General features: G+C 39.4%; 18 protein-coding genes. 8 read left to right on the plus strand and 10 right to left on the minus strand.

Annotation, left to right across the window (positions count from 1 at the left end):
• Nucleotides 1–126: 126 nt before the first annotated feature.
• From H5161_RS18645 to H5161_RS18655, 3 genes are all read right to left on the minus strand, one after another.
• The gene (locus H5161_RS18645; protein WP_024600116.1) at nt 127–363 is read right to left on the minus strand and encodes a DUF3144 domain-containing protein; all 237 of its coding nucleotides are present in this window, start codon (nt 361–363) and stop codon (nt 127–129) included.
• Nucleotides 364–978: 615 nt separating this feature from the next.
• A complete protein-coding gene (locus H5161_RS18650) occupies nt 979–1,158 on the minus strand; it encodes a DUF6435 family protein (protein ID WP_002959772.1) in 180 nt (59 codons plus the stop codon).
• Between the two features lie 159 nt (nt 1,159–1,317).
• Nucleotides 1,318–2,493, minus strand: a complete 1,176-nt coding sequence (locus H5161_RS18655; RefSeq protein WP_182769849.1) for a PQQ-dependent sugar dehydrogenase — start codon at nt 2,491–2,493, stop codon at nt 1,318–1,320.
• Between the two features lie 266 nt (nt 2,494–2,759).
• On the opposite strand from H5161_RS18655, the gene H5161_RS18660 reads away from it, so the two are divergent.
• From H5161_RS18660 to H5161_RS18670, 3 genes are all read left to right on the plus strand, one after another.
• Nucleotides 2,760–3,803, plus strand: a complete 1,044-nt coding sequence (locus H5161_RS18660) for a flavin reductase family protein (protein WP_182696447.1) — start codon at nt 2,760–2,762, stop codon at nt 3,801–3,803.
• Nucleotides 3,800–4,852: an acyl-CoA desaturase gene (locus H5161_RS18665; RefSeq protein WP_024606437.1), complete on the plus strand. Its 1,053-nt coding sequence runs from the start codon at nt 3,800–3,802 to the stop codon at nt 4,850–4,852. Before H5161_RS18660 ends, H5161_RS18665 begins: the two co-directional genes overlap by 4 nt.
• A gap of 191 nt (nt 4,853–5,043) precedes the next feature.
• On the plus strand, nt 5,044–6,045 hold the full coding sequence (locus H5161_RS18670; RefSeq protein ID WP_257983256.1) for a branched-chain amino acid aminotransferase: 1,002 nt from the start codon (nt 5,044–5,046) through the stop codon (nt 6,043–6,045).
• Nucleotides 6,046–6,138: 93 nt separating this feature from the next.
• Here the strand turns inward: H5161_RS18670 and H5161_RS18675 are convergent, their stop codons facing one another.
• Both H5161_RS18675 and H5161_RS18680 read right to left on the minus strand, forming a co-directional pair.
• A complete protein-coding gene (locus H5161_RS18675) occupies nt 6,139–8,709 on the minus strand; it encodes a TonB-dependent siderophore receptor (RefSeq protein ID WP_182769850.1) in 2,571 nt (856 codons plus the stop codon).
• Nucleotides 8,710–9,221: 512 nt separating this feature from the next.
• Nucleotides 9,222–9,536, minus strand: coding sequence for a DUF962 domain-containing protein (locus H5161_RS18680; protein ID WP_182769851.1), 315 nt, complete (start codon nt 9,534–9,536; stop codon nt 9,222–9,224).
• A 164-nt stretch (nt 9,537–9,700) separates the two neighbouring features.
• On the opposite strand from H5161_RS18680, the gene H5161_RS18685 reads away from it, so the two are divergent.
• A complete protein-coding gene (locus H5161_RS18685) occupies nt 9,701–11,857 on the plus strand; it encodes a prolyl oligopeptidase family protein (protein ID WP_182769852.1) in 2,157 nt (718 codons plus the stop codon).
• A 98-nt stretch (nt 11,858–11,955) separates the two neighbouring features.
• Here H5161_RS18685 and H5161_RS18690 read toward each other — a convergent pair whose 3' ends face one another.
• Entirely contained in the window at nt 11,956–13,248 is a 1,293-nt protein-coding gene (locus H5161_RS18690) for an anti-phage deoxyguanosine triphosphatase (RefSeq protein WP_182769853.1), read from the minus strand.
• Nucleotides 13,249–13,496: 248 nt separating this feature from the next.
• On the opposite strand from H5161_RS18690, the gene H5161_RS18695 reads away from it, so the two are divergent.
• Entirely contained in the window at nt 13,497–14,303 is an 807-nt protein-coding gene (locus H5161_RS18695) for a glucosaminidase domain-containing protein (RefSeq protein WP_024606443.1), read from the plus strand.
• On the plus strand, nt 14,296–14,964 hold the full coding sequence (locus H5161_RS18700) for a DUF2987 domain-containing protein (protein WP_024606444.1): 669 nt from the start codon (nt 14,296–14,298) through the stop codon (nt 14,962–14,964). The genes H5161_RS18695 and H5161_RS18700 overlap by 8 nt, the downstream gene beginning before the upstream one ends.
• 72 nt (nt 14,965–15,036) lie before the next feature.
• Here the strand turns inward: H5161_RS18700 and H5161_RS18705 are convergent, their stop codons facing one another.
• From H5161_RS18705 to H5161_RS18715, 3 genes are all read right to left on the minus strand, one after another.
• Nucleotides 15,037–16,041, minus strand: a complete 1,005-nt coding sequence (locus tag H5161_RS18705; RefSeq protein WP_010552528.1) for a LacI family DNA-binding transcriptional regulator — start codon at nt 16,039–16,041, stop codon at nt 15,037–15,039.
• Nucleotides 16,042–16,104: 63 nt separating this feature from the next.
• Nucleotides 16,105–17,427 (minus strand): glycoside-pentoside-hexuronide (GPH):cation symporter, encoded by a 1,323-nt coding sequence (locus H5161_RS18710; RefSeq protein ID WP_182769854.1) that lies wholly within the window; start codon nt 17,425–17,427, stop codon nt 16,105–16,107.
• A gap of 46 nt (nt 17,428–17,473) precedes the next feature.
• On the minus strand, nt 17,474–18,802 hold the full coding sequence (locus H5161_RS18715) for a GH1 family beta-glucosidase (RefSeq protein WP_024606446.1): 1,329 nt from the start codon (nt 18,800–18,802) through the stop codon (nt 17,474–17,476).
• Between the two features lie 268 nt (nt 18,803–19,070).
• On the opposite strand from H5161_RS18715, the gene H5161_RS18720 reads away from it, so the two are divergent.
• Together H5161_RS18720 and H5161_RS18725 are read left to right on the plus strand one after the other, a co-directional pair.
• Nucleotides 19,071–20,345 carry a sugar MFS transporter gene (locus tag H5161_RS18720; protein ID WP_024606447.1) on the plus strand — a complete coding sequence of 425 codons (1,275 nt, stop codon included), beginning with the start codon at nt 19,071–19,073 and terminating at the stop codon, nt 20,343–20,345.
• On the plus strand, nt 20,345–22,897 hold the full coding sequence (locus H5161_RS18725; RefSeq protein WP_182769855.1) for an exo 1,3/1,4-beta-D-glucan glucohydrolase: 2,553 nt from the start codon (nt 20,345–20,347) through the stop codon (nt 22,895–22,897). The genes H5161_RS18720 and H5161_RS18725 overlap by 1 nt, the downstream gene beginning before the upstream one ends.
• 134 nt (nt 22,898–23,031) lie before the next feature.
• On the opposite strand, the gene H5161_RS18730 is transcribed toward H5161_RS18725, so the two are convergent.
• Nucleotides 23,032–24,195, minus strand: coding sequence for a GGDEF domain-containing protein (locus tag H5161_RS18730; protein ID WP_182692543.1), 1,164 nt, complete (start codon nt 24,193–24,195; stop codon nt 23,032–23,034).
• Nucleotides 24,196–24,204 lie beyond the last annotated feature (9 nt).

The following is a 24,204-nucleotide window of genomic DNA, read 5'->3' on the forward strand; positions in this document are numbered from 1 at the left end:
GTGGCTATTATTGCCTGTATAAGAAAGCTTATAGTAATCATAAATTCTATGGTGAGGGATGGTGTCATGTGGGATCCTAAAATGGTTTGAAATTAGGAATTGACACCATAGTCACTTGTTATATGTTTATTTGCTGGAGTAGTGCTCAATAGAGTTCCTAAGCATATCCTCATACATTTCAATATACTCTGTAATATTAGCTTCGAGGTTGTTTGGGGATGATTTATCAAGAATGTTTTGAGCATTGTAGCAAGCGGTAGCAAATAGCATTGAAGAGCTTGCTTGAGACATTGAAGTCTCAGTTTCAACTTCAATCGCTTTTTCTAAATACCGGCCGACTACTTCTTCAAATTTTTCATCCATACTCTGAACATTCCCTAAACATATAATAGCTTTATCAGAGGACACTTTCCTCTTTTTATGAGCAAAGTATGTCCTCTTAGTTATTTTTAATAGTAATAGCAAATCTTGTAACACATTGCCAGTTATAAACTTTCAGGCGGGTTGTTCTTTTAATGATATGCACAAATGAGGAAAACGTCCTCATTTTTTGACTTAGGAGGAAAAACGCCAGTACTGTACGTAAATGCAGCAATTACATATTTAAAATGAAAGCTAAAAGCCTTTTTAAATGATTTAACAGCCACTAAAAAACGGCGGCGATAATGCAAGTAACCGCTTTAAGTACACTTGTTTGTGTAAGCATATTATAAAAGGTGGTTTACTGGTGGTGGAAGTTGTAAAAACGAGGTCATTAATTATTTACTAAACGCGTCTACCTGCTATTAAAGTAAGGCTGACACGCTTAAGTATACTGATACCAATCGACTTAAGTATTTAGCCTTTCTAGCGTGCTAAATAAAGCGTTAACGGCGTTATAAATTTCTCATGTAGAACAACTACATGTCGAAATTTATGCCTTGTTATCACTCTAATTATTCGTCGCTATAAATGTCTAATAACTTAACACGATTGGTATTATTTAGCTTTTTTTGCCTCTAGAGTTTCTATTTCACTCCAGATTTTTTCGGCTTCGGCACTTAACATGGCAAAGCTTTTAATGTCGCCTTTTCTTTGTGCCTGCATGCCTTGCTCTAGTTTAACGTCGTATTCTTTACGCAGTTTTTTTATTGGGTCAGGCTTTAAAAATGAAAACATTAGTATTCTCTTAATATATTAAATTATATGTAGTTAGTGTACGCATTAATGGGCTTAATAGTTCTTTGTTTGGTGAAAATGTTTACTTTGTGCCGTTAAAGCGCAAAGTAAACACGGTGTAATTATTAACGTACTGTGTGCTAGTTTTAGTGCTAATGTTTACGTTTTTGGCTCTAGGCGTTTAATACCTTGCCCATCAATACCCAAATAAATAAAACCATCGCTGCCTTGGGCTAGGCTACGTACTCTGCCAATGCCATCGAGTATTTTATATTGCTTAACAACCTTGCCCTTTGAGAGTTCCAGCGCGCTAATAAATGCAAATTTCATGGAGGCAAGTAATAATTTACCTTTTAACTGTGGGTATTTATCACTCGTTACATACAACATATCGGAGGGCGCAATAGAAGGGGTCCAGTGTAATACGGGCGATTGCATGCCGTCTTTTTCTTTAAGGTCTGTAAATGTGGTACCGCTGTAGTTAACGCCATAACTTACCAAAGGCCATCCGTAGTTAGCGCCTTTTTTTATTATATTAAGTTCATCACCGCCGCGTGGCCCATGTTCATGAGACCATAAAATATTATTTTGATTATTAAACCACATACCCTGTGGATTACGGTGCCCATAAGACCATACCGCATGTTTTGCATCTTTTTGTTTAACAAACGGATTGTCGCTTGGGATATTACCATTTTCGTGTAAGCGATAAATTTTACCGCCGTCCCGCGTGAGATCTTGCGGGTTTATGTCGCGCGAGCCGCGATCGCCAATTGAAAAATAAACATAACCTTCATTATCAAACACAATACGACTGCCATAGTGTTGGCCTTTAGTGCTGTTATGCTCGCCTTTGTATAGCAATTGTTGATCAGATAACTGCGTGTGATCGTCACTTAGCTTAGCGCGCATTAAGGCGGTGTTACTGCCGCTTCCTTTGCCCTCACCACTTGAGTAACTAAAGTACAGCCATTGGTTTTGCTTACTATCGGTGTGTAGTGATAAATCAAGCAATCCGCCTTGGCCATTAGCATCAATGTTTGGTAGGCCCTTCACTTTAGTTAATGTAGTGGTATTTTTAGGCAATAAAAATAACGTTCCGCTGCGCTCAGATATTAGTAAATCACCATTAGCTAAAGGCTCAATAGCCCAAGGTATAACTACACCTTCTGCCGCTGTTACTGCGTTAACGCTAAGCGATAAAGTATCGAGCTGCTTATAGTTTTTTACGTAATCGCTTTTTGCATGCGCGGGTGCGTTAGTAGCAAATATAGCAACGGCTAAGCCTGCACTTATTAGTTTAGGGAGTGTGTTTTGTGACATTAAATTTATCATTATGGCTTCCAAAATTAATCCAATCTTACATAACCTTAACATGGCATAAATAAATTTGTTAAGTGCTGAGTTGAATGAAAAACACACACTTATATATTTTAAAATTACTTCTTCACAGGAAATTGTTTTAGTAAATTGCGCTAATAAAAATTGAATAATTACTCTATTGGGGTTGAAAACTTGAAATTTGAGCGTACACTTGTGCGCTGAAGTTTGGGCGTACACGTGTAAGTTCAAAGCAATTAAGATTTGATAGAGATTTAACCATGATGACTCAAGTATTAAACCAATTTTCAAAATGGTTTTTACACCATCAAAGTTTTGCAGGCTACATAGAGCCCGTAATGCAGGTGTTTAAACCTGCTTGGCGTGCAGGGCAGTTTAGAGCGCAAGTAGTTAGTACAGCTGTACTTGATGGCGGTTTTTTAAGTGTGCAACTTAAGCCAAGCAAACAATGGCAGGCGCATACGTCAGGGCAGCATATAAGTTTAACGGTTGAAATTAATGGGCGATTATTAACACGCGTTTTTACCGTGGCCTCAAGCGCTCAGCAATTTAAAAATACAGGTTTGGTGCGCTTACTAATCAAAACAAATGCGCAAGGGCGCTTTACAGGCTTACTCAGCAGTGCATTAAAAGCGGGGTTGTGGTGCAATATTTCTGCGCCAAGCGGCGACTTTGTGTTTAAAAACACACACACGCCAGCCACTTTTATTGCAGGCGGCTCGGGTATAACACCTATGCTGGCTATGCTTGATGATTACTTAAGCCAAACTACGCAAAAAGTGTCGTTAGTGTATTACGCAAAAGCCACTGAGCATCAATGTGTTGATGAGCTAAGTGAGTTGGCGGCGCAGTTTGAGCATTTTTCGTTTTTATTATTAACGCGTGAGCAATCAAGCGATATAACCAGCAATATTAAGCCGTGGGAAAACCCAGATATTTACTGCTGTGGCCCTGCAGCATTTATGCAAACGGTGAGCGATTTTGCTAAAACGCATAAGCTAAATTACTACCAAGAAGCCTTTGGTTTAGCGTTGCCTAGCTTAAACGACGACAGCCAATTTAATGTAAAAATTAACGCCAGTGCCCATGTTGTATCGGGCAACGATGTTTTACTGACTCAGTTTGAAGAAAAAAAGCTACCCGTTAAACGCGGTTGCGGTATTGGTATTTGCCATCAATGCCAATGTATTAAAAAGTCAGGCGTGGTACGTAATTTAAAAACAGGTGAATTGAGTGACAACGGCGAGCAATTAATACAACTTTGCGTAAGCCAACCTGTTAGTGATTTGGAGTTACAATTATGAAAAACATTAACTATGACATGCTCGCAAGCGAGCTAGATGCCATTAAAATGGACACCCTTGGCAAAGTTGGCCAACAAGATGCTGACTACATTCGCTCTGTTGTGCGCAAACAGCGAGTGTGTGAATGGAGCGGGCGAATTTTGCTAATGCTCGGTTTTATTCAACCATTATTGTGGGTTGCAGGTGTGTTGCTATTAGCGCTTGCTAAAATTTTAGACAATATGGAAATTGGCCACAATGTAATGCATGGTCAATACGATTGGATGAACGACAAGCAACTTAACTCACAACATTATGAATGGGACATAGCGTGCGACGGGCAAAGTTGGCATCGCGTTCATAACTTTGAACACCATACGTATACTAATATTATTGGCAAAGACAGAGACTTTGGTTATGGCTTGTTGCGTTTAAGCGATGATTTTAAATGGCGTTTTAAAAATGTATGGCAGTTTTTTACGTATATTAATTTAAGTGTGTTATTTCAGTGGGGCGTGTCGTATCACGAATTGGCTGCAGAGCGTGTTTTTATTGGTAAAAAGAAAGAAAACCGTGAAGGGCTTGTATCACACTCTACATTAAAGCAGCGCTTTTTTAGTAAAGGCGCTCGCCAGTTAATTAAAGATTATGCGATATTTCCGTTACTTGCAGGGCCTTTATTTTTATGGGTATTAGCGGGTAACTTGGTAGCTAACTTAATCCGTAATTTATGGACGTCGACCATAATATTTTGTGGTCACTTTACCGAAGAAACAGAGACCTTTAAACAAGAAGACTGCGTAAACGAAACGCAAGGGCAGTGGTATTATCGCCAAGTACTGGGCTCGTCAAATATTAAAGGGTCGCATTGGTTTCATGTTTTAACGGGGCATTTGAGCTGCCAAATAGAGCATCACTTATTTCCAGATATGCCGTCTTCGCGCTACCAAGAAGTTGCACCTCAAGTACAAGCCGTTTTGAAAAAACACGGTATTGATTACCATACAGGTAGCTTTTTTAAACAGTATACTTCGGTGCTAAAACGTATTATTAGATATTCGTTCAAGTAAATTATTTACCTTTAAGAATCGGCTAGTGCAACTGCATTAGCCGATTTTTTTGTTTATAGCACCCAATGCGGTTGATTAGTAAACAGCACTTGCAAAAATTTCTCATAGTTAATTAAAAAAGCCTTACATTAGCTATGGTTAAATAGCGTGTGATTGTCATACAATGGAGGAAAATAGACCACACAAGAGAGATTAAAATGGCCGCATTTGGTACCGTGTTTATGCCGCAGATGATTCAAGCTCGTTTTTCTGATAATAAATGGAGCGAAAGCTCAATTGTCCCTTCCGATAAACTTGAACTTCATGCTGGTGCGCACGTTCTTCATTATTCAAGTACATGTTTTGAAGGCTTAAAAGCCTTTCGCCATGAAGATGGTTCTGTTTATCTTTTTAGAATGGATGCAAATATTGCACGCATGCAACAAAGCTCAGCGCTATTAAGCTTACCGAGTTTTGACAGCGATATGCTAAAAACGATGATTATCGATATTATGCGCGAATACGCAGATGAAACGCCATTACCGCCGGGCTCTATGTATATTCGTCCAACGCACATTGGAACTGAGGCTGCAATTGGTAAAGCGGCAGCGCCATCAATGAGCTCGCTTTTGTACACGTTACTATCGCCAGTAGGAGATTACTTTGCCGGTGGTGCAACTGCACTGCGTGTACTGCTTGAAGAAGATGGCATGCGCTGCGCCCCGCACATGGGAATGGTAAAAAGTGGTGGTAACTACGCCAGTGCTTTAGCACCTATTAGTGCTGCACGAACTAAGTATCAAGCAGATCAAATTTTATTTTGCCCAGGTGGCGACGTACAAGAAACCGGTGCTGCTAACTTTATACTTATTGATGGCAACGAAATTATTACTAAAGCGCTTGATAGCACGTTTTTACATGGTGTAACGCGTAATAGTATTTTAACCATTGCAAAAGATTTAGGTATGACGGTAAGCGAACGTAACTTTAGCGTTACTGAGCTACTAGAGCGTGCTGCTAAACCTGGTACTGAAGCGGCGCTTTCGGGCACTGCAGCTGTACTAACTGCTGTGGGTACGTTTATTCATAACGATAAAGAATACAAAGTAGGTACTGGCGAGCCAGGCCCAACTACTGCGCGCCTTCGCCAAGCATTGAACGATATTCAATGGGGTAAAAGTGAAGATAAGCACGGCTGGTTAACTAAAATCTAATAATAGATTTAGTAATAGATTTAATAGTAACTCGCATTAAAAAGCCACCTAATCGGTGGCTTTTGTGTGTTTGGTTACTTTAAGCTGTGCTTATTAAAACTTCATTTCTATTTTGCCGTACACGTAGCGTCCGTTAAATCCATACGGCGAGAAGCTAGAGTAAGCAAATAAACGTGAGAAGGTGGTTACATCGTCAACATTTTCACGGGTTGCATCTGGGTAAACATCAAAAATGTTATTAGCCCCTAAGCTCAGCGATAAGTTTTCGCTAAGCGAGTAGGCGACATCTAAGTCGGTTATCCATTTAGGCTTAAGCACTTCGTTACGTTCTGGGATATCTGAAGGGTCTTGAGTTTCGCCGTAACGCGTTGTTCTAAGCGTGGTGCGTATGTCGTCGTTAGTCCATGTTGCGCTTAAGTTGTACTTATTACGCGGTGTGCTTACTTCAAAACGACGTAGCTCAGTGCCTGAGAACAAGTTGTCTTGATCAAACCCAGCACCTTGCAGCTCTGCTGGTGGGTCGATAATATTTGTTACTTCATTTTTACCGTAGTTGTAACCTAGGTTAAAGGCTAAATCGCCATAACCATCAGTTGCTACATTATAAGAGGCAACCACATCAACACCACGGGTTTTACTGTCAATTGCATTTAAGAAGAAACGACCTTGGTTAGCGCCTGTGCCTTGAAGTAAATCGGCAATAGCATCGCCCGATAAGTTGTTTGATAACACAATGCGGTCATCAATTAATATTTGGTAGTAATCAACCGATAAGCTGAAATTAAAGTCGGTAGACCATGTAAAACCAACGCCGTAGTTAGTAGCTTCTTCTGCATCAAGACCAGGTGAGCCCAGTGCTTTTGCTACATCGCTGCTTGGTGCGAACGTACCTGTTTCGGTTGGTTCGCCATCAACAAATACAGTGGCCACTGAGGTAAAGTATTGCTGTTGTAGCGACGGTGCTCTAAAACCAGTTGATACAGAGGCGCGCAGCGCTAAGTCTTCAGTTAATGAATAACGAGTCGCAACTTTACCGTTAAGTGTATCGCCAAAGTCTGAGTAATCTTCATAACGGGCGGCAACCGCTAAATTCCAATCGTCGGTTAGGTAGGTTTCAAGGTCTATATACAAGCTCACGTTATGGCGGCTATTATCGCCCTCTGATTCGGGTGTAAACCCTGGGAATACTTGTGCGCCCGCTGCGCCAAATGGGCCATCAACTGGGTCGGTTACTGCGCCTCCTGGGCCAAATGTGCCTTGTGCATATGAAGCTTCTTCGCCTGCATCTATTTGGTATCCTTCGCGGCGATACTCAGCACCTACAGCTACACTTACCGAGCTTTCTAAAAAGCTGACGTCTACTTCGCGACTAAAATCAACGTTTAAGGTAAGTTGATCGTAAGTAAGTGTTCCTGCATCAAAGCTTGTTTGGCTAGTCGGGCCGTATGAGGTATTTAAACTATTTATTACACCAAACTCAAATGCATCTTGACCATATACGGCCGATACATCGTAATTCCATTCACTTACAAAACCTTTAGCGCCAAGTGCCAGTGAAAAGTCATCTATGTCTGAGGTGATAACAGGTAAAAAGCCATCAGGATAAACTTCTTCTATATTACGGCTATCGCTTGCACGGCGATAAAAACCACCGCCTTCGCCTTCGCGTTTGCTGTAAGAGCCAAACGAATATAAATCGACCTCATTTGTTAACTGGTAACCTGCGTTATAAAACACTGAAAAGTCTTCTACATCGCCATTACCAAAGTTATGGTTATATCGATTTACGGTAAGTTCACGAGGGTCTAACGAGCCATCATCTAATCGTGCATAGTTTTCACGATTATCGTAGTCAGAGCGGTTAGTTGAATGGCGGTCGCGGTATTCTGTTGAAATGTTTAAAAAGCCATTATCGCCAAGTTCAAAACCCATATTACCTTGCAGCGTTAGTGTTTGGCCGTCTGTTAAAGAGCGATCGCCCCCTTCAGTAAAGGCTAAATTACCATCACTGCCTTCAGATACAGACTCAAGCTGTGGTACACTGTCCATTTCGGTTACGTTAGCACCATATATAGCCGCAACTGAACCACCGCTGCTGGCACTTTTAAGCACAATATTAATAACACCGGCTATAGCATCAGAGCCATATTGGGCTGCTGCGCCATCACGTAATACTTCAATACGGGCAATAGCATTTGCTGGAATTGCATTTAAATCAACTGATGATGAACCACGACCCGTTGAGCCATTTAAGTTAAGTAATGCATTACTGTGGCGGCGTTTACCATTAACAAGCACTAAAGTGTGATCAGGTGCTAAACCACGAAGTTGAGCAGGGCGTACATGGTCACTACCATCAGTAAGTGATGCTTGCGGGAAGTTAAAGCTAGGTAATAAATTGCTAAGTAGGGCATTCGTTTCAGTAAAGCCTGAATTTTTAAGTGCATCTGCACCAATTATATCGATGGGTACTGCACTGTCTTCTACTGTACGGCCTAATCGGCGAGAGCCAATTACGCTTATTTGTTCGATGTTTTCTTCTGCTTTGGTTTCTTGCTCTGCAGCATTTACTGAGAGCGAACCAACTAGTGCAGCTGATGCACTCATGGCGAGTAATATTTGTGGTACCGACTGCTGTAATTTTAATAACGGTTTTCTATTCATGCTGTATTTCCCCATACCCATTGAATTATTTTAGTTTTGTACAAAAAGATAAAGATTAAACCTCTTTGTTACCTTGAACATATACTTAATTAACAAAGACAGTCAATTGAATAACATTCAATTAATTTAAGGGTTTTTATAATTACATTTGGTTGTTTTTTATAATGACCATTGTTTTAGTTATATAGCGAAGGTAATTGCTAAGTAATTGATGGATAATGAATTATATTTAAAAATTAAATTTAACGTTTAATTAACTGGTAAGATGAGGTTGGTAGATTTAACTAATTATTTGTAGGAAGCCATTTTTATTGGGCTGGCAATAAACAACTGTTGAGCTATAAATATTTTTAAAAATATAAAATAAAAATACACCCATTAAATGTTAACTAAATTAACATTTAATGGGTGTATTATAAATTATGTACTACTTATTAGAACCTATACTTTAAAGCATGAAGTAATTTTGTTTTTATAAGTAATTGGTATAAAAAAGAGTGCTAGAAATAGTGTTAAAATTTAATTTTTCCAATAAGCATGTCTTTAAACATTACCCAATCTCCCCACAAACTGTAAAAAGGGTGTTTAAAAGTAGCAGGGCGGTTTTTTTCAAAAAAGAAATGCCCGACCCACGCAAACCCATATCCAATAACAGGTAATAGCCACAATAAACTGTAGTGTTGTTTTAATAATGCTATTGCGATTACAACAAGAACGAGGGTGCTTCCTATAAAATGTAAGCGGCGGCAAGTCACGTTGCGGTGCTCTTTTAAATAATAAGGGTAGAAGGCTTTAAAGCTTTTATACGTGGGGTTTGTACTTTGCATAGTGTGCTCTTTTATTGTTTTTTATTTTAATGAGGGTCGTGCTATTAAAGCGTAAGTTTACATTTGTTTACAGCGATAAATGGCGCTTAACGCATCTAAATAGACAAAAGGGCTAAAAGTTAATAACTTAGGCGCACTATTAATAAATAAGAATGGAACTCAGGATGTTTAAACATACTCTAGCGTGTGCTGTAATTGTAGCGCTTAGCGGCTGTTCAGAGCCAACTAATACGGTAACTCAAGAAGAAGTAAAAGCACCTATGAAGCAAGTTAACGCAGTTATATACCCAGAAACAAAAAAAGGCGATGTAGTAGATACCTACTTTGAAGAAGCGGTTAGTGACCCATATCGTTGGCTTGAAGATGACATGAGCAGCGAAACTGCCGATTGGGTTAAAACGCAAAATAATTTAACGTTTTCTTATTTAGAACAAATTCCTTATCGCGATAAGTTAAAGCAGCGCCTTGAAAAACTAATGAACTACGAAAAAATAGGCGCTCCTTTTACTGAAGGCGATTACACCTATTTTTATAAAAACGATGGCCTGCAAAATCAATATGTTTTGTACCGCAGTAAAGATGGTGGCGACGTTGAAGTATTTTTAGATCCAAACAAGTTTAGTGAAGATGGTACGACGTCTATGTCGGGTTTATCGTTTTCAAAAGATGGGTCATTACTCGCGTATCAAATATCTGAAGGCGGCAGCGATTGGCGCAAAATTATAGTTATTGATGCACATACTAAAGAGCAAGTTGAAGAAGCGCTTGTTGACGTTAAATTTAGTGGCATTGATTGGTTAGGTAACGAGGGCTTTTATTATTCAAGTTACGAAAAACCTAAAGGCAGTGAGCTGTCGGCTAAAACAGATCAGCATAAAGCGTATTACCATAAGCTAGGTACTGCACAATCTGCAGATAGTGTTGTATTTGGTGAAACTGATGAACAAAAGCATCGCTATGTAGGCGCTGATGTAACTCATGACGGCCGCTACTTACTTATTTCAGCTAGTACGTCTACTTCAGGCAATAAGCTGTTTATAAAGGACTTAACAAATAAAAACAGTGAGTTTGTAACGGTTGTAGGAAATACTGATTCAGATACATCAGTTATTGATAACGAAGGCAGCAAGCTGTTTTTAGTTACTAACCTTAATGCACCAAACAAAAAAGTAGTGACGGTTGATGCAAGTAACCCAAGCCCTGAAAATTGGGTTGATTTAATTCCTGAAACCAAAAACGTACTAAATCTTACAAAAGGCGGCGATACCTTTTTTGCCAACTACATGGTTGACGCGATTTCGCAGGTAAAACAGTACAACAAAAAAGGCGAGCTAATTCGCGAAATTACATTGCCAGGCGTGGGTACAGCACGTGGTTTTGGCGGTAAAAAAGATCAAACAACGCTTTATTATTCGTTCACTAACTACAAAACACCAGGTACTACTTATACGTTTGACGTAGCTACGGGTGAATCGGGTGTTTATCGTAAGTCGGCTATTGATTTTAATAGTGATGATTACACGTCTGAGCAGGTGTTTTACACCTCAAAAGACGGTACTAAAATACCGATGGTAATTACCTATAAAACAGGCATTAAGCTTGATGGTTCTAACCCTACAATTTTATACGGTTACGGTGGTTTTAATATTAGTTTAACGCCAAGCTTTAGCCCCGTTAATGCAGTATGGCTTGAGCAAGGTGGTGTGTACGCCGTTGCTAATATTCGCGGTGGTGGTGAGTACGGTAAAGACTGGCACAATGCAGGCACTAAATTGCAAAAGCAAAATGTGTTTGACGACTTTATTGCCGCAGCTGAGTATTTAAAAGATAAAAAGTACACGTCTAAAAAGCGCTTAGCACTTCGCGGTGGCTCTAACGGTGGTTTGTTAGTTGGCGCAGTAATGACGCAGCGCCCAGACCTATTCCAAGTTGCTCTACCTGCAGTAGGTGTACTTGATATGCTGCGCTACCATACATTTACTGCCGGCGCTGGCTGGGCATACGACTACGGCACCAGTGAGCAAAGCAAAGAAATGTTTGAATACATTAAAGGTTACTCACCACTTCATAATGTAAAAGCAGGTGTTGAGTATCCAGCGACTATGATCACAACTGGCGATCATGATGACCGAGTTGTTCCTTCGCATTCGTTTAAGTTTGCCGCTGAGCTTCAAGCAAAGCAAACGGGTAATAATCCAATGCTTATTCGCATAGAAACCAATGCTGGGCATGGTGCAGGTACACCAACGAGTAAAACAATTGAGCAGTACGCTGATATATTTGGTTTTACGCTATATAACATGGGCGTAGAGTCGTTATAAAAGCGCTTTAACAAAATAGCTAACTTTAATAGCTGAGCAAAAAGGCCGAGTAAATTAAATTTACTTGCCCTTTTCAATGTTTGCTAGTTAGCAGTTAGCTACTGCATAGGTGAAAACAATCGTTGGTATGTTTTATAGGCGTACTCGTCGGTCATTCCGCTCAAATAATCGCAAATTATACGCATCCCTTGGTTTTGCTTTTGCGCTTCTATGTATTGTGCTTGTGTTGTTTCGGGCAATAAACGCAGCGGATCGCTAGCAAACGCGGTAAATAACTCTATTAGTAAGTTTTGACCTTTGAACTCTATTTGCTGCATTTCGGGGTCACGTATTAAACGTTGAAACACAAAATGCTTAAGTATTTGCAATACACTGTCGTATTGGGCATCTAATTTAGCGGTGTACTTTAAAATAGGGCATTCAAAGTTATCGTTTTGTATATCCAAATGTATATGAATAATAAAGGTATTAACCAGCTCACCTATGGCATCTTTTCGCTCATAATCATTTTTTGAAAACAAGCGCTGGGTCAGCGATTCAAGCATGGCGTTTAGCCAGTCAAAGTTTAGTGCTTTTAAATGGGGCAGAGCATGAGTTTGCCAATCGTCTAATGTGAGTACGTGGGTTGCAATGGCATCTTCTAAGTCGTGTACCGCGTATGCTATATCGTCGGCATGCTCCATTATGGCGCTGTCGAGCGATTTATACGTTGTTTTAGCGCGGTACTTATCAATAGCGGCATGGTTACCTAACAATGTTTTATCGTTTTGACTCAGTGGTTCTACTATCCAATTAAATATGGCTGCGTCGTCATTGTATAACCCTTTGGCTGGTCGCCAATCATCCGCTTTTATAAATGCACGACCGGTTGTGGCATCGGGAATGGTATGCCAAAGCGTATTAATAAACGCGGGGTATTTTATAAAACCTAACAAAGTACGACGAGTTAGGTTCATGCCGTGGCCATTACTGTAGGGCTCAAGTTTTGCAACTATGCGCAGTGTTTGTGCGTTACCTTCAAAACCACCGTGATCGCGCATCATGTAATTTAGCGCTATTTCGCCACCATGGCCAAAGGGTGGATGGCCAATATCGTGCGCTAAACACAGTGTTTCGAGCAGTCCAGTTGATGGAAAGTGCGCAAAGCCGCTATGTTGCGCTTTTAAATGGCGCAATATGCCGGTACCAATTTGCGATACTTCTAAAGAGTGGGTAAGGCGAGTGCGGTAAAAGTCGTTTAGGCCAATGCCCATAATTTGGGTTTTAGCTTGCAAACGCCTAAATGCTGCGGCATGAATAATACGCGAACGGTCGACCTGCCACGGCGAGCGGTTATCGTTAGGACGATGTTTATATTGCTCTATTATTCGGCTTTGCCATTGTTTATCCATACTGCTTACTCACACATAGTTAATATTATTAAACTTTGCTCAGTATACCCATGGACTTATAAATTGCGAATGAACAAATGCATTACATAGGCTCTGTTTTATCTAAAACCCAAATACATTGCTGAAAATTCAACCGTAAAAGGTCATCAAACCCCAGTTATTCGCGTTTATAAAGTGGCTTAGGTATAATGCGCCTTCGTATGCTTGTGTATTAACCATGCATAGTTGTTGTTTCAAAGAGAGAATACATGTTAAAAACGATTTTTAAGCTTTTACTAACCGTGTTTTTTGTATGGGCGCTTGCATATCCGTTTATACAAAATGATGATGTTGAGCTAGATGAACAAACGTCAGAACAACCAAAAAAAGTGAAGAAAAAAGAAAAACCATTACATAATGTAAAACTGCCAAAGTTTTCAGAATTTAGTGATGTTAAAGAAAAAAAACATGCATTTTTTAGCTTTATTCGTCCGCACGTTGAAGCCGAAAACAAAAAAATATTACAGCAACGCGCTAAGCTTGAAATAGCACGCATGATGCTACAAAACGAATTACCTTTAGAAAAAAAGCAAAGCAAAGATATTGCAGCAATATTAAAGTCGTACGGCTTACCAACCACCATTGATACGCTAATACTTACGCAAGCACTACGCCGTGTTGATATAATTCCTAAAGAATTAGCGCTTATGCAAGCTGCAAATGAATCTGCGTGGGGCACATCGCGTTTTGCACGTATTGGCCTTAACTTTTTTGGTCAGTGGTGTTACACAAAAGGTTGTGGCATGGTACCAAAACGCCGTAATACTGGAGCTGCACACGAAGTTGCTGCGTTTAAATCGGTAAGAGCTGCTATAAACTCTTATTTTAAAAACATAAATACGCATCCTGCTTATAAAGATTTGCGCGCAATACGTGAAAACTTACGTCTTGAGCAAAAACCAATTTTAGCGACTGAACTTACACATGGTTTAATGTCTTACTCTGAGCGCGGTGAAGCGTATATAGAAGAGCTAAACACGATGATTAGCCAAAATAGAGCCTACTTTGATGAATAAATACATTTTTAATTGCACCAACGCCATTGCGTTAGTGCTGCTGGGCATGAGTGCATTTAATGTTAATGCAAGAGAATTTGTTATGTCGTATGACGGTTTTTATGACCGATTAAAAGTTGTTAACAAAGGCGACTTTCAATATGCGCGAGTTAATTTTTATATAAGTGATATAGCAACTAATGAAGCGTGTGCCATTAAAAGCGGCACTATTTTAACTGAAAGAAACGAGTACCCACTTAACTTCACCGATAAAGCACAGCTATTATTACCGTTCGATAAGCAACTTGATACAGATAAAGCCGTCATTGTGGTGCAGCCACAAAATCCAGATCATGATTGCCAATTAAAACTTCAAATAGAAGCAAACGAACTTGAAGATTTAACATTTTCAAAGCAGTCGTTATATACCATTAACGAAGAACTTGATGAGCTGTTAACTGATTTATCGGGCTTTTTTGTAAGTAAATTAATGTGGTTTTTATTACCAGAGCAAAAGGGCGTAGCAGTTACATTTAAAAGCCCAATGCAATTTGATGATAAGAGCATAACGTGTGAAAAGTCAGTGTGTTATTTTGCAGTTGAAGATAGCTGGGAAGATGATAGCGCAGTGCTTGGCGATATATCGAACGTTATTAAAGTAACGCCTTGGATTGTTAAGTAGCTCACATACAAAAAGCGGCATTTAGCCGCTTTTTTTGTACCAAAATCAGTACTCTTTTTTAGTCTTTGGTTTTTATTTAATAAGTGGTGCTGATGAATCGCGCTGCATTAAAGTAGGTTCAAAAAAGCGATTTATAACGAGGTTTTTATTTTGATATACGTCTTTAAGCACTAGTTTAGCTGCCATTTCGCCCATTTTCCCGACCGGATTATCTATGGTCGTGAGTGTAGGGTATAGGTAGTTTGCAAAAATAACGTTATCAAATCCAACAATCGATAAATCAATTGGTAAGTTATAACCGTGCTCTCGTGCATACTTCATGGCACCGGAGGCCATTTCGTCATTGGCGCATACCAGTGCAGTAAAGCTAAGTTTTTCATCAATAAAATGTTTTAAGCCTTTACTACCGCCAGTTTCGTTAAAGTCGCCAATATAATAAAGCGTAGGATCAAATTTAACACCAGCCTCTGTAAGCGCTTGTTTGTGACCTTCAAGTCTATTAAATGCATCGGCTTTAAACTGCGGGCCTGCAATATACGCTATTTGTGTATGGCCTTGATTTAATATCGATTTAGTGGCTAGGTAACCACCTAATTGATTATCTAGGCTGATACAGTTGTCTTTTAGTTGCTCTACGTAACGGCTCATTAAATAAACGGGTGTAGAGCCTTGGCTTAATTTTATTAGGTAGTCGTCTGAGACGGCTTCAACGTGCAAAATAATGGCATCGCAGCGTCTGCTAATTAAAAACTCAATGCCTTCTTGTTCTTTGTCTTCTTCACTGTGTCCGGTGGTAATAATAACGTGTTTACCCGCAGCACGAAGCTCTGATTCAATACCTGCCATCATTTGGGCAAAGAAAGGACCATGTAACTCAGACACTAAAATACCGACACTGTTAGTACAGTTAGAGGCTAAAGATTGCGCTATTGAATTAGGCTTGTAGCCAAGCTGCGCCATAGCATCAAGCACTTTTTGTTTAGTTTTATCGCTTACACGGGTATTTTTGTTCATCACGCGAGAAACGGTGGCTAACGATACGCCCGCAAGCTCTGAGACTTGATAAATTGTTGCCATGTTTATTTGTTCACTCGCTTATCCTTAACTACTTCGGCTAAATAATACCTTAGAGTATATATCTTAACTAGCTGTTAGTTTAGATTGAATATTTTCAACAACCTGATTAGTCAGTGTATATTTTTTCATTATGTAGGCAACAAATAAAGATCCAAAAGCAGGTAACACAGTAAATGAAAGTAAAATACCGTGTTGAGTATCAAGAGTTTGTACTGCATCGGCCTGATAACTGTAAAAAGATAACAACCAGCCTGCAATTGCGCCGCCTACAGCCACGCCCATTTTAATAAAAAATATAACGCCTGAATAAACCAAACCCGTAATGCGTACACCTGTTTTTTCATGCCCGTAATCTATGGTGTCGGCCATTTTTGCCCACAACAACGGGGTTGCCATATCTAAAAAGAATTTCCATAAAATAAAGGCAGTAAATGCGAGTACTAATTGATCTTTACTAATAAAGTAGCTAAAACCACAAATAGCGGCAGCAATAACTTGTAAGCTTATATAGGCTTTTATTTTACAAAAGCGCTTTGCAAGCGGTTGAGCTAAAGCACACCCTAGCATGCTTGCTGCAACACCTAGCGTCATAAATAAGGTGATTAAATCGTCTCGACCTAAATAGTATTTTACGTAGTAAACAGCAAGCGTAAGCCTTAATACTTGACCGGTAAGTAAAAAAAACGCAGCTAAGCAAAGCGTTCGCCATTGATCGTTTTTAATTAATGCTTTAACACTTTGGGCAAAAGGAATGTTTTGCTCTTTTGGCTGTTGTATACGCTCTTTTGTGCCTAAAAAACAAAGTAAAAAAAGTACAAAGCCTAAAATGCTCATTGCAGTCATGGTGTATTGATAGCCCTTAGCTGCATCGCCTTGGCCAAAGTACTCAACCATTGGCATAGTACAACCCGCTACTATTACGCCGCCTAACATACCAAATACAAAGCGGTAAGACTGAATAGTCACGCGCTCTTTTACATCTGCAGTAAGTACACCGCCCAGTGCACAATAAGGAATATTGATAGCGGTGTAAGCCACCATAAGAAGTGTGTAAGTAGTAAAGGCGTAAATTATTTTATCGGTGCCTTCTAAATCAGGCGTAGTAAACGCTAAAACACTAATAATGGCAAAAGGAAGTGAAAGCCAAAGTAGGTAGGGGCGAAAGTGCCCCCAGCGCGTATGTGTTTTGTCAGCAAGGTTGCCCATTAATGGGTCGGTTACGGCATCAAAAATACGTACTGCTAAAAACATAGTACCGACAACAGCGGGTGATAAACCCACTACGTCTGTGTAGTACAGCATTAAAAACATCATAACTGTTTGAAAAATGATATTACTGGCGGTGTCGCCTAAGCCATACGCTATTTTTTCTTTTACACTGACCATGATTATTTATCCCGCTTTATACTTGTTTTTAGTTATGGGTATGCTCTTATCTTTTAGAGATGAGTTCTTTATAAGCTAAGCCACTTTTTTTAATAGTGCGTTGCTGGGTTTTATAATCTACATACACAATACCAAAACGTTTTAAATAGCCTTCAGCCCATTCAAAGTTATCCATTAGACTCCAAGCAAAGTAGCCATGTATAACAACACCTTGTTCAATTGCATTATGAACCGCGTTTAAATGAGTATTATAATAACTTAAACGGTCTAAGTCGTTAACTGCACCATTATTATACGTATCGGGCATTGCTGCACCATTTTCGGTTATATAAATAGGCGGTAAGGTGTATGTTTTATTAAGCGATACGAGCAAGTCGGTGAACGATTGCGGGTAAATTTCCCACCCCATATCAGTTAGCGGGCCCGTAGGTGAAATAGGCTCATAAATGTCAGCAGGGTGCGCTTTATAAACTTGGCGGGTATAAAAGTTAATACCTAAGTAATCAATAGATTGAGAAATTAGTTCCAAATCGCCCTCAAGAATTTCAGGCTGATGGTTTAATGGTAATTGATTAATTATATCAGGATATTGGGCATCAATTATTGGTTTTATATACCACTGATTAAGATAGTCGTCTGCAAATGCAGTGGCTTTTAAGTCTTCGTCACTTTGAGTAAGGCTATAACACGGCGTAAAGTTAAGCACTATGCCATTTAATGTATTAGGCGAGTTTTGCTTTAATACGCTCATAGCGAGTCCGTGGGCTAATAATAAATGGTGCGCTGCTTTACGGCCATATTCTTTACCCACTTTACCTGGGGCATGAATACCAATTTCGTAACCTAAAAACGCACTACAAAATGGTTCATTCAATGTGGCATAAGAGTGAACGCGATCGCCAAAGGCTTTGGTAATTAAATTTACGTAATGTTCAAAAGCGTAAGCTGTTTGTCTGTTAAGCCAACCGCCTTCATCTTCAAGGTGTTGCGGTAAATCCCAGTGGTACAAAGTAACAAAGGCTTTAATATTGCGACGTTTTAGCTCATCTAAAATATCAGTATAAAACTTCACGCCAACAGGATTTAACTTTGCGTCTTGGGTCATCACGCGCGGCCAAGAAATAGAAAGCCTGTAAGCATCTACGCCAAGTGACTCAATAAGGTCTATATCATCACGCCAAAGGTTATAGTGATCGCACGCGGTATGCCCGTCTGAGCTATCGACTATTTTATTGGGCGTATCGCAAAAAGTGTCCCAAATACATGGGAGACGATCTTGGGATCCGCCTTCTATTTGAAAAGAAGCTGTGGCCACACCGTATACAAAGTTTTTAGATAAAAGCGGTGAATGGGGTGGTAATGATAATTTTGTCATTAATAACAAACCTTTTGTTAGTCATTTACAGAGAAATAAGCTCTGTGTTTTTGCTTAATTAATGCTGTATGCGTGGTACAAAAAATAAAAAGTGTTGAAATATACAGCTTGTTCGTATTTAATTGCATATGAAAGCGCTTACATTTAAGGTTAGTGTTTATTAATTCTTAGGTCAACTCTTTAATGCTTCTGGATGGTTTAAAGACAGCTGAAAACTAAAACAGGGCAGCTTAAGAATAGATTTATAATAATAAAATACGGAGAACACATGGCAAGTTCAGCACCAGTGACAACACACACACAGTCGCAAAACTATCAGGATAAAAATTACAGTTTTGCATTAACTTCTCTAACAACATTATTTTTTATGTGGGGATTTATAACCTGCTTAAATGATATTTTAATCCCACACTTAAAAGCCGTATTTAACTTAACGTATGTACAAGCCATGTTGGTTCAGTTTTGCTTTTTTGGCGCTTACTTTTTAATGTCACTTCCAAGTGGTTATATAGTTAAAAAGGTGGGCTATAAAAAAGGCATTGTGATTGGATTATTAATTGCAGCAGTCGGGTGTATATTATTTTACCCAGCAGCGTCTTTACATAGTTACTCTGTATTTTTATTCGCTTTATTTGTACTTGCCAGCGGCATAACGTTATTGCAAGTATCTGCTAATCCTTACGTAAGTTTGTTGGGCTCACCAAAAACTGCGTCATCTCGACTTACGCTTACCCAAGCTTTTAATGCATTAGGTACCACTGTTGCGCCATCATTTGGTGCTCTGTTAATTCTAGACTCAGCGTCAGAAGCCTTTTTAACACCGGCTCAAAATGCAGAGTCAGTTCAACTTCCTTACCTCCTTTTAGCTGCAATGCTTATTTTACTAGCCGGTATTTTTGCTTGGCTTAAATTACCAGACATTATGAGCGAGCAAAAAGCAGAAGCCGAAAAATCAGAGGCAATTGAAGGCAGTGCTTGGCAGTATCGCCATCTTGTATTAGGTGCTGTGGGTATATTTATGTATGTAGGCGCCGAAGTGGCAATTGGTAGCTTTTTAGTAAGCTTTTTAGCACAAGAAAATATAGCAGGGCTAAAAGAGAATGTTGCAGCTCATTACATCACTTATTATTTTGGTGGTGCTATGGTTGGGCGTTTTATTGGTGCTGCTGTAATGCAAAAACTACCCGCAGGTAAAGTACTTGGCTTTAACGCAACCATGGCTATTATTTTAGTCATTATTGCCATGAGCACGTCGGGTCAATTAGCAATGTGGTCAATACTATTGGTTGGTTTATTTAATTCTATTATGTTCCCAACTATTTTTAGTTTAGCGTTAAATGGACTTGGTAAGCATACCGCTCAAGGCTCTGGTATTTTGTGTTTGGCGATTGTAGGTGGTGCAATAGTGCCACTTTTACAAGGTGCGCTTGCTGATAGTGTGGGTGTTCAACTTTCGTATGTTTTACCTATTTTATGTTACATATTCATTGTTTTTTACGGCCTACGAGGCAGCAAACCAGTATTAGTGAAGGAGCCATCATAATGAAAACGACTTTTAAACTTAATGCATTAGCAATTGCAACGTTAGTAGGAAGTGTTACTGCACTAAGCGGATGTACTAACGAAAGCAATGTTGAAAAAGTAAATGTTGAAGCGCAATCAAAGCTTGAGAAAATTTGGCCAAAGCTTTCAATTGCAGTGAAAAAAGACCCTGCTATTGAAGCTCAAATTGTCACGTTTTTAGAAAATATGACGCTTGAGCAAAAAGTAGCGCAAATGATTCAACCAGAAATTCGTGATATTACCGTTGAAGACATGCGTAAATATGGTTTTGGCTCTTACCTCAATGGCGGTGGTGCTTTTCCTAATGGCGATAAGCATGCAACGCCAGAGGATTGGGTTGCACTTGCAGAAAAAATGTATCAAGCATCTATTGATGACTCAGTGGACGGCAGCAAAATTCCAACTATGTGGGGCACCGATGCAGTACATGGTCATAATAACGTAATTGGCGCGACACTTTTTCCACATAACATTGGTTTAGGCGCGGCTAATAACCCAGATTTAATAGAGCAAATAGCGTCTATTACCGCAGTAGAAGTAATGGCTACGGGGATAGATTGGGTATTTGCACCCACTGTAGCAGTAGTACGAGACGACCGTTGGGGCAGAACGTACGAAGGCTATTCTGAAGATCCAAAAATTGTTCACGATTACTCAGCAGCGATTGTAAATGGATTGCAAGGTAAAGCCGATGGCGACTTTTTAAGTGATAAGCGCGTTATTAGCACGGTTAAGCATTTTATTGGCGATGGCGGCACCGTTGATGGGGATGATCAGGGAAATAATATAGACAGCGAGCAATCGCTATTTGATATTCATGCTCAAGGTTACGTAGGTGGTTTGTCGGCGGGTAGTCAATCTGTTATGGCATCTTTTAATAGCTGGAATGGCGTTAAAAATCACGGCAATAAATACTTACTTACAGATGTATTAAAAACACGTATGGGTTTTGATGGTTTTGTAGTGGGTGATTGGAACGGCCATGGGCAAATTAAAGGCTGTACTAACGAAAGCTGCCCAGAAGCGGTAAATGCTGGCCTTGATATTTTTATGGTGCCAACAGGCGCGTGGAAGCCGCTATATGAAAATACAATTGCACAAGTAAATGCAGGTAAAATAAGTATGAGCCGCATTGATGATGCGGTTGCACGTATTTTACGCGTTAAGTTACGCGCTGGGTTATTTGATAAACCAAGTCCAGCTAAGCGTCTGTACTCGGGTAAAACAGAGCTTATTGGCGCTCAAGCGCATCGCGAAGTAGCACGTCAAGCTGTGCGCGAGTCGCTTGTATTGCTTAAAAATAAAAATAACCTATTACCTATTGCAGCTAATCAACGCGTACTTGTTGCAGGTGATGGTGCCAATAACATAGGCAAACAGTCTGGTGGTTGGAGTATTACGTGGCAGGGGACTAATAATAAAAATGCAGATTTCCCAGGAGCAACGTCAATTTACAAAGGGCTTGAAGAGCAAATATCTGCAGCAGGTGGAAGTGTTACTTTAAGTGCTGATGGTACGTTTGAACAACGTCCTGATGTTGCCATTGTTGTATTTGGTGAAGAACCTTACGCGGAAGGGCACGGCGATAAAGATAACCTTGAGTTTGAGCGCGGAAATAAAAAGTCATTAGCACTTTTAAGCTCGTTAAAAGAGCAAGGTATCCCTGTTGTATCTGTGTTTATTTCAGGTCGACCTATGTGGGTGAACAGCGAACTTAACGCATCTGATGCGTTTGTAGCTGCATGGCTACCTGGTACAGAAGGTGCGGGTATTGCTGATGTGTTATTAAAAGCGGCAGACGGCACCATCCAAAATAACTTTAAAGGTAAGCTATCGTTTTCTTGGCCTAAATCGGCGGTACAAACTGCGGTTAATAGAGGCGATGAAAATTACGATCCATTACTTCCTTATGGTTTTGGTTTAACGTATGGCGATAAAAACGTGCTAGCTGACGACCTTGATGAAGACTCTAAACTTGATAACTCAGGGCTTACTAGTATGGATATACTTGTTGGTGCACCTGTAGCACCATGGCGCTTATTGTTAAAATCGGGCGATGAGCTTTTAGATGTATCGAGTAGTACCCATGAATTTGGTGCAATTAAATACCGTACTGAGGACAAAACAGTACAAGAAGACGCGCGCCAATTTAACTTCAGCGGTGCAGAAAAAGCCAGTGCTGAAATAGTAACAAGCTTTGCAGAAGATACCATTGCCTACGTCGAAGCAAACAGTGTGATTAGCTTTGATATTAAATTAAACGAGGCACTAACGAGCGATGTAGCCCTTGCTATGACTTGTTCTGGTGAGTGTGGTGCAAGCATTGATTTAGCAAACGTAGTTGATAAAACTATTGAAAATAAATGGCAGTCAGTATCAATCGATTTAGGTTGTTTTGCTGATAAGGGTGTTAATTTTGCAAGCCTAACAAGCCCATTTAGCTTACACAGCAATGGTAAAGCATCAATTTCTGTAGCTAATATTCAGTTTGTACCAAATAAAGCGGACGAGGCTACGCTGTCTTGTAAGTAGTTTATTAACTCTATTGTGTGTATACCAAAGCCCTTCTAATGAAGGGCTTTTTTTATGGATAGATGTTAGCTAGATAAAATATGGTAGTTTAAATATAGTTGTTTTTAATGCGCTTATAAGTCACTTAAAAGCAATTAACTTTTCGTGAGTAAGTTTTTTTCATCAAAGGTTACTACTTTGTCTCGGCCAGTTTCTTTAGCTAAGTAAAGGCGTTTATCGGCATAAGCGAGCAGTTCTTTTATAGTTGCATTCCCATTAATTGCATTACTTACCCCAGCGCTTACGGAAAGTTTTATATGCTGATTTTCATGATAAAAAGCTTGAGTGCTTATATTCTTTCTTAATAGCTCAGCATCACTTTTTGCTGCACCAAGGGTGTAATCAGGTAGTAAAATGGCAAATTCTTCTCCGCCAATTCTGGCACTAATACCTACATTTAAAAATTGCTCTTTAATAAAGTGAGATATCCACTTAATTGCGTGGTCGCCCGCTTCGTGACCAAACTGATCGTTTACACGTTTAAAAAAATCAATATCGAGCAAAATAACAGACACATTTTTGTCTATATTTTTAGGATCACTTAGTGCTTCTTTACTTTTTGTAAAAAAGCCACGGCGATTAAGTAATTGGCTTAAAGTATCGGTGTTAGCAAGGCTTGAAAGTGTATGCTCTGTATTAGAAGCCAGCAGGTATGGCAATATTAGTGCGCTACAAGTGGCCAAAATTAAATGACTACTTAAGATAAGTTGCAGTGGCTCTATGTAGTTTGGCGAATTAATACTAAAAATAGATATTGCCAATAGTGTTGTTTGTATGAGCATTAAAATGCTGTGAATTGAAAAACAAACTATCAGCGCTTTTTTTTGCAAAGTGGCTACAAAGTTCATCTGCTTAATAATATATGCGGAATATAGGTATAAAACCGAAATAATTAAGCTTGTCAGCATTTGCCCTGCAGGGTCTGAATATATGGGTAATAAAGCAACCCCCGTTAATCCAAGGAGACAATAAAGAGGTTTTAAGTTTAGTGCCTTACTGTGCTTATATTTATTTAACCCAATAATAATTAATAATGGACTTAGTAATATAAAAATATCAGCCAAATAGTGAGTAATAAAAGGCGCGTCTATTACTAACTTTAAACAGGCAAGTAACTCGGCAAATGCAAAGGTAATGCACGCTAGGCCAAATAATAAAAATGATGTTTGTTTTTTAAAGTTATGTACGGATAAAAAAAACAAGCCTATTAATACGTTAAGAATAAAAGAGAGACTGATCACAGTAGGCAGGTGTAGCATTTAAGATTC

Source organism: Pseudoalteromonas sp. SG43-5, assembly GCF_014164345.1.
Taxonomy (GTDB): Bacteria; Pseudomonadota; Gammaproteobacteria; order Enterobacterales; family Alteromonadaceae; genus Pseudoalteromonas; species Pseudoalteromonas distincta.

Coding starts and splice junctions, on each gene's coding strand:
- H5161_RS18645 (WP_024600116.1), bottom strand. CDS start 363: ATGGATGAAAAATTTGAAGAAGTAGTCGGCCGGTATTTAGAAAAAGCG.
- H5161_RS18650 (WP_002959772.1), bottom strand. CDS start 1,158: ATGTTTTCATTTTTAAAGCCTGACCCAATAAAAAAACTGCGTAAAGAA.
- H5161_RS18655 (WP_182769849.1), bottom strand. CDS start 2,493: ATGATAAATTTAATGTCACAAAACACACTCCCTAAACTAATAAGTGCA.
- H5161_RS18660 (WP_182696447.1), top strand. CDS start 2,760: ATGATGACTCAAGTATTAAACCAATTTTCAAAATGGTTTTTACACCAT.
- H5161_RS18665 (WP_024606437.1), top strand. CDS start 3,800: ATGAAAAACATTAACTATGACATGCTCGCAAGCGAGCTAGATGCCATT.
- H5161_RS18675 (WP_182769850.1), bottom strand. CDS start 8,709: ATGAATAGAAAACCGTTATTAAAATTACAGCAGTCGGTACCACAAATA.
- H5161_RS18680 (WP_182769851.1), bottom strand. CDS start 9,536: ATGCAAAGTACAAACCCCACGTATAAAAGCTTTAAAGCCTTCTACCCT.
- H5161_RS18685 (WP_182769852.1), top strand. CDS start 9,701: ATGTTTAAACATACTCTAGCGTGTGCTGTAATTGTAGCGCTTAGCGGC.
- H5161_RS18690 (WP_182769853.1), bottom strand. CDS start 13,248: ATGGATAAACAATGGCAAAGCCGAATAATAGAGCAATATAAACATCGT.
- H5161_RS18695 (WP_024606443.1), top strand. CDS start 13,497: ATGTTAAAAACGATTTTTAAGCTTTTACTAACCGTGTTTTTTGTATGG.
- H5161_RS18700 (WP_024606444.1), top strand. CDS start 14,296: ATGAATAAATACATTTTTAATTGCACCAACGCCATTGCGTTAGTGCTG.
- H5161_RS18705 (WP_010552528.1), bottom strand. CDS start 16,041: ATGGCAACAATTTATCAAGTCTCAGAGCTTGCGGGCGTATCGTTAGCC.
- H5161_RS18710 (WP_182769854.1), bottom strand. CDS start 17,427: ATGGTCAGTGTAAAAGAAAAAATAGCGTATGGCTTAGGCGACACCGCC.
- H5161_RS18715 (WP_024606446.1), bottom strand. CDS start 18,802: ATGACAAAATTATCATTACCACCCCATTCACCGCTTTTATCTAAAAAC.
- H5161_RS18720 (WP_024606447.1), top strand. CDS start 19,071: ATGGCAAGTTCAGCACCAGTGACAACACACACACAGTCGCAAAACTAT.
- H5161_RS18725 (WP_182769855.1), top strand. CDS start 20,345: ATGAAAACGACTTTTAAACTTAATGCATTAGCAATTGCAACGTTAGTA.
- H5161_RS18730 (WP_182692543.1), bottom strand. CDS start 24,195: ATGCTACACCTGCCTACTGTGATCAGTCTCTCTTTTATTCTTAACGTA.